General features: G+C 65.8%; 5 protein-coding genes. 2 read left to right on the forward strand and 3 right to left on the reverse strand.

The features are described 5' to 3' along the window. Positions 1 to 86 precede the first annotated feature (86 nt). Positions 87 to 692 carry a helix-turn-helix domain-containing protein gene (locus tag CCR94_RS15160; RefSeq protein ID WP_104508695.1) on the forward strand — a complete coding sequence of 202 codons (606 nt, stop codon included), beginning with the start codon at positions 87 to 89 and terminating at the stop codon, positions 690 to 692. A gap of 360 nt (positions 693 to 1,052) precedes the next feature. Here the strand turns inward: CCR94_RS15160 and tolR are convergent, their stop codons facing one another. From tolR to CCR94_RS25695, 3 genes are read right to left on the reverse strand one after another with little or no spacing between them, the layout of a single operon-like run. Further along, positions 1,053 to 1,514 (reverse strand): protein TolR, encoded by a 462-nt coding sequence (tolR, locus tag CCR94_RS15165; RefSeq protein ID WP_104508696.1) that lies wholly within the window; start codon positions 1,512 to 1,514, stop codon positions 1,053 to 1,055. Continuing rightward, positions 1,495 to 2,223: a MotA/TolQ/ExbB proton channel family protein gene (locus CCR94_RS15170; protein WP_104508697.1), complete on the reverse strand. Its 729-nt coding sequence runs from the start codon at positions 2,221 to 2,223 to the stop codon at positions 1,495 to 1,497. Before CCR94_RS15170 ends, tolR begins: the two co-directional genes overlap by 20 nt. A gap of 32 nt (positions 2,224 to 2,255) precedes the next feature. Further along, complete coding sequence (locus tag CCR94_RS25695) at positions 2,256 to 3,017, reverse strand: energy transducer TonB (protein ID WP_104508698.1); 762 nt, start codon at positions 3,015 to 3,017, stop codon at positions 2,256 to 2,258. A 197-nt stretch (positions 3,018 to 3,214) separates the two neighbouring features. On the opposite strand from CCR94_RS25695, the gene CCR94_RS15180 reads away from it, so the two are divergent. After that, positions 3,215 to 3,633, forward strand: a 419-nt coding sequence (locus CCR94_RS15180; RefSeq protein ID WP_104508699.1) for an RrF2 family transcriptional regulator, incomplete at its 3' end; no start/stop codon positions are given.

A 3,633-nucleotide genomic window follows, 5' to 3' on the forward strand; every position in this document is an offset into this window, starting at 1 on the left:
GCGCCGGTGCTTGCGTCGCGCATCGGTAAGCACTTGACCTTTATAATCGACATACTCCATAATTTTACTAACTTCAGGAGCCTCCCGTGAACGCCAAACATGTCGAAGGGCCGCCGGTCACCGAGCAGGACTTGACCCTGGTGATCGCCGCGCGGCTGCGCGCCCGCCTGAAGCAGGAGGACAGCGCGCTTGAGCGTCTCGCCGATTTCGCCGGCGTCGATCCCGACCTGCTGGCCGCCATCGTCAACGGGCGGCGCGCGCCCAGCATCGATGTGCTGTGGAAAATCGCCAATGCGCTCCATGTCCCCTTCGGCAGTCTGATCGCCACGCCCAAGCGCGGCGGCGCCGCCGTGATCCGCAAGAGCGAGGCCAATGTGCTGTCGTCGAGCGACGGCGCCTTCAAGTCGCGCGCGCTGATCGCCTTCGGCGAAAAGCCCCGGGTCGAGATCTACGAACTCACCGTCGCCGCCGGCCATACCGAGCACTCCCAGGCCCACGCGCCCGGCACCTCGGAGAATATTCTCGTCGTCAGCGGCGTGCTGGAGATCGTCACCGGCCACGAGCCGGCCTATCGCCTCGGGCCGGGCGACGTCATCCATTTCGACGCCGACGTGCCGCATTCCTATCACGCCCTTGGCGAGCAGGAGACGCTGGCGCATCTGACGCTCTCCTACGACGACATCCGCGCCTGACCTCCCATCGACGAAAAAGCCGGCGCTGCAAGCGCATGATCTTTTCCAAAAACCGGCGCCCACTTTTTGGGATCATGCGCTTGCGGCGCCGGCTGACTTCGATCGCAACGCGAGGGTCGGGGCTACCGGACATATGCGCCAGGTTAAGCACTGGCAGGCTGCGGCAAAAGCCGTGGACCGCCCTCGCGCTTCGAGACGGCTCCTTCGGAGCCTCCTCAGCATGAGGGCTACGAGATTGATTCCATTGATCCCCTCATGCTGAGGAGGCGAGCGAACCTCGCCGTCTCGAAGCACGAGGGGATCAACCCCACGACCACGACGTTCTCAGCAGCCAAGCTTAAATCTGGCGCATATATGGAGCTACCTCACCTGCGCGGGCCGCGCGGCGGCGGGCGTTGGGGCGTTGGGCGCCTCCGACACCAGCGCCACCTTGGTGAAGCCGGCGCCGTTGATTTTGCCCATGGCCTCGATCACCTTGCCATAGATCGCGTTCTTGTCGCCGCGCACATGGATGCGCCGCTCCTTGTCGTTCTCCGACGCCGAATTCAGCTCGTCGAACAGCGAGTCCGCCGCGACCGCCTTCTGGTCGATGAAGAAATTGCCCTCGGCGTCGATGCTGACCGCGATCGGCGGTTTCTGGTCGTTGAGCTGCTTGGCTTGCACCTTCGGCAGATCGACCGGAACGCCCACCGCCATCAGCGGCGCCGCCACCATGAACACGATCAGCAGCACCAGCATGACATCGACCAGCGGCGTCACGTTCATGTCCGCCATGGGGGCGGCGTCGGAGCCCCCGTCCTGATTACGCAACGCGAAGGCCACCGCGATCTCCCTTCCTTGATAGCTGGCGCGACAGCTCGATTTCGAACACGCCGATGAAGCCGTTGATCTTCTTGCCGTAATTGGCGATGTCCGTGCCGATGCGGTTGTAGAAGATCACCGCCGGTATCGCCGCCACCAGGCCCAGAGCCGTGGCGAACAGGGCTTCCGCTATGCCCGGCGCCACCACCGCGAGGCTGGTGTTGTTGGACGCCGCAATGCCCTGGAACGAGTTCATGATGCCCCAGACCGTGCCGAACAGGCCGACGAAGGGCGACACCGCGCCAATGGTCGCAAGGCTGCCAAGTCGCGCCTGCAAATGGCCGAGCGCGGCGGCGCTGGCGAGCGTGGCGGCGCGGTGGACGCGCTCCTGCGCGGCGTCGCGCTGCGCCTCGGTCGTCAGCAGGTCGCGCGAGCGTAAAAATTCCTCGGAAGCCGCGCCATAGACCTGAACCAGCGGATCGCTCGGCGGGGCGCTGGCGAAGTCGGGCGCGAGATGGCCGAGCGGCAATTCGACGCCCTGGATGCCGGCTATCAGCTTTTTCGCCCGCGCGTTCAGCACTTTGAGGCGGATTTCTTTGTCGAGGATCACCGCCCAGCCCAGCGCCGAGGCGACGACCAGCAGGACCATGACGGCTTTGACGATGCTGTCGGCCTGAAGAAACAGATCAACCGGCGACAGGGCGTGCGCGGCGGCGGAGGGTTCGGACATTCTGCGTTTTCCTTGGTGGGGGAGAGGGGGAATCAGTTGTAGCGGAAGCTGATGGCGCCGCTCAGCGCGGCGGGACGGCCCGGCGCCTGCACGCTGCCGCAGCGGGCGCCGGCCCTTTGCGCGGCGGCGTCGAAGGCGGGATTGCCCGACGACGACCAGCTGAACGACACCGAACCGCCGGCGGAAATGTTGGCGCGATAGCCGACATGGCCCGAACGCGGTTTTTGCGACTCCGGATAGAGGCTGGCGCCGGCGCGGGCGAGGCAGCCATGCAACTGGTTGGCGATGACAGAGGCCGAGGCGCCGGCGGGAACGGGGCGCGCCGGCGCCGCCTCCTCGCGCCGCGCGGCGACGCGCGCCGGCGCCGGCTTGGGCGCGACTTTTACGACCGGCTTGTGCTCGACCTTGGGAACCGGCTTGGGTTTGGGTTTGGGCTTTTCAATCTTCTTGGGCGGCTCGACCGGCGCCACCGGCGGCGCGACGGCTTCGGGCGGCGGCGGCAGGGTTTCCGGCTCCGGCGGCTTGACCTCTTCGGGCGGCGGCGGCGGCTCCTCCAGCGGCGGTTCGGCGGGCGCCAGCACCAGCTCCAGCGGCTGTTCCGGCGGCGCCTCGATCGGCCTGGACTGGTAATACAGGCCGGCGGCGACGATCAGGGCGTAGAGGCCGACCGCCGCGATCTCGGCGAGGTAGAACTGGCGCGCGGGTTTGATGACGAGCAGGTGTTGCGCGCCGGAAAACGGCGTGGTTTGGGCGATGTCGTCGGCGGGGAGCGCCGACGCGAAGGCTGCGGTCATGTCGTGAGCTTTCGTGCTTCGAGGAGCATGTTTGTAAAGACTATATAATCGCTCGACTTAAACGGCAATAAATTTCGGGCGCGGCGAAAGCTTTTCCCACATCGCCCAGACGGCTTGAATTTCCGGCTCAATCCCTCGACATTGCCGGCTAGCCGCGCGGCGTTTGCGCCGGCCTCGCACTCCGAACCGGGGAAGCCATGCTGTCGAACAAGGCCAAATATGGATTGAAGGCGTTGATTCACCTCGCCGGCGCGCAGGGCGTTTCGCTCGCCGCCAACATTGCGCAGGACAACAACATTCCCCGCAAATTCCTCGACGCCATCCTGCTGGAACTGACCAAAGCCGGGATTTTGTCGAGCAAGAAGGGCAAGGGCGGCGGCTATCAGCTGGCGCGCCCGGCCGACGCCATCACCTGCGGCCAGATCATCCGCATTCTCGACGGACCGCTCGCCCCCATCGCCTGCGCCAGCCGCACCGCCTACCGCCCCTGCACCGATTGCGGCGATGTCGAAGCCTGCGCGATTCGCGACGTCATGCTCGACGTCCGCGACGCCATGGCCCTCATCCTCGACAAAACCTCCATCGCAACCATGCGCGCAAGAGGACTTAGAGCCGC

Source organism: Rhodoblastus sphagnicola, from assembly GCF_002937075.1.
Taxonomy (GTDB): Bacteria; Pseudomonadota; Alphaproteobacteria; order Rhizobiales; family Beijerinckiaceae; genus Rhodoblastus; species Rhodoblastus sphagnicola.

What these genes read in the sequence shown, in the direction of transcription:
- CCR94_RS15170 (WP_104508697.1), bottom strand. Translation starts at nt 2,223, where the DNA reads ATGTCCGAACCCTCCGCCGCCGCGCACGCCCTGTCGCCGGTTGATCTG.
- CCR94_RS25695 (WP_104508698.1), bottom strand. Translation starts at nt 3,017, where the DNA reads ATGACCGCAGCCTTCGCGTCGGCGCTCCCCGCCGACGACATCGCCCAA.